The sequence below is a fragment of the Exiguobacterium sp. s34 genome (genome assembly GCF_018617435.1).
GTDB lineage: Bacteria > Bacillota > Bacilli > Exiguobacteriales > Exiguobacteriaceae > Exiguobacterium > Exiguobacterium aestuarii.
In genome coordinates, this window is the sequence record NZ_JACSKE010000014.1 from 1 (window position 1) to 1425 (window position 1425).

2 protein-coding genes are annotated in these 1425 nt (G+C 47.0%); both read right to left on the reverse strand.

Annotated features, from left to right (window positions below):
- Window positions 1-655 (reverse strand): flagellin N-terminal helical domain-containing protein (locus KNO87_RS15270; protein WP_214814845.1); only part of this gene is annotated, 655 nt, incomplete at its 3' end.
- A gap of 68 nt (window positions 656-723) precedes the next feature.
- Window positions 724-1425 (reverse strand): flagellin (locus tag KNO87_RS15275; protein WP_214814847.1); only part of this gene is annotated, 702 nt, incomplete at its 5' end.

The following is a 1425-nucleotide window of genomic DNA, read 5'->3' on the forward strand; positions in this document are numbered from 1 at the left end:
CGAGACGGTTTTGTGTGGCACCTAGTTTCGAACGTTCTCCTGAGACCGTTTCGATTGCTGTATTGATTGTCGTAATAGCTGTGTTAGCTGCTGCTTGTGTAGAAACATCAATTCCAATAGTAGCTGCTTCACCCGTCCCAGTAGCTACAGCTAAAGTAGTAGCATCCATTGCACCAATTGTTAGTGTCAGGTTTTGGCTAGCATTTGCTCCAATGTGGAACACTTTACCGTCTGCGTCTGATCCATCAAGCAATTTCTGAGTATTAAATTCTGTATTTGCAGAAATACGTGTAATTTCTTTTGCGAGCTGTGTAACTTCTTTCTGAATTTCGCCACGATCTTCTGTCGTGTTCGTGTCATTCGACGATTGAACCGCAAGCTCGCGCATGCGTTGGAGAATCGAGTGCGTCTCGTTCAAGGCGCCCTCTGCCGTTTGAATCATTGAAATGCCATCTTGTGCATTTTTAGAGGCCATATCGAGACCACGGATTTGCCCGCGCATCTTCTCAGAGATGGCGAGACCCGCCGCGTCGTCACCAGCACGGTTGATGCGGAGACCTGAAGACAATTTCTCCATCGCTTTGCCCGTCTGTGCCGTGTTGAATGACATGTTGCGATGTGCGTTCATCGAGTTAAGGTTGTGGTTGATAATCATTGTAAGTTCCCTCCATAGGTGTGATTTGGCCAAGTCCTTTTGGCCGTCTTAGTTTATTGGCTTACTGCTTAACGAAGAAGTTGGAGCACGGCTTGCGGCTGTTGGTTCGATTGGGCCATCATCGCCTGCGCCGCTTGGTTCAAGATGTTGTTCTTCGTGAAGTTCATCATCTCTTTCGCCATGTCGACGTCACGGATGCGTGACTCGGCAGCCTGGAGATTCTCCGCTGATGTGCTCAAGTTGTTGATCGTGTGCTCGAGACGGTTTTGTGTGGCACCCAATTTCGAACGCTCACCTGATACCATTTCAATAGCATCATTTACAACTGTGATTGCAGCATTTGAACCATCAAGTAATCCACCAGTTGTAGTAGCTACATCATCAACATTTGCAACTGCTAAATCAGTTAATTTGGTACCAGCGCCAGTAGTTCCTAAAGTAGAGCTGTCCATTTGAGAAATGCTTAGAACCAATGTCTGTCCCGCATTTGCTCCAATATGGAAATTCAAATCAGCTGCTCCTGCAACCCCTGAAGTTGCGTCCGCTGCACCATTCAAAAGTTTCTTTGTATTGAACTCTGTGTCCGTTGAAATACGATCGACTTCTTCAATGAGTTGGTTGAACTCTTTTTGAAGCTCTTTTCGATCAGTTAACGTGTTCGTATCGTTCGAACCTTGAACCGCAAGCTCACGCATGCGTTGGAGAATTGAGTGTGTCTCGTTCAAGGCGCCCTCTGCCGTCTGGATCAACGAGATGCCGTCCTGTGCGTT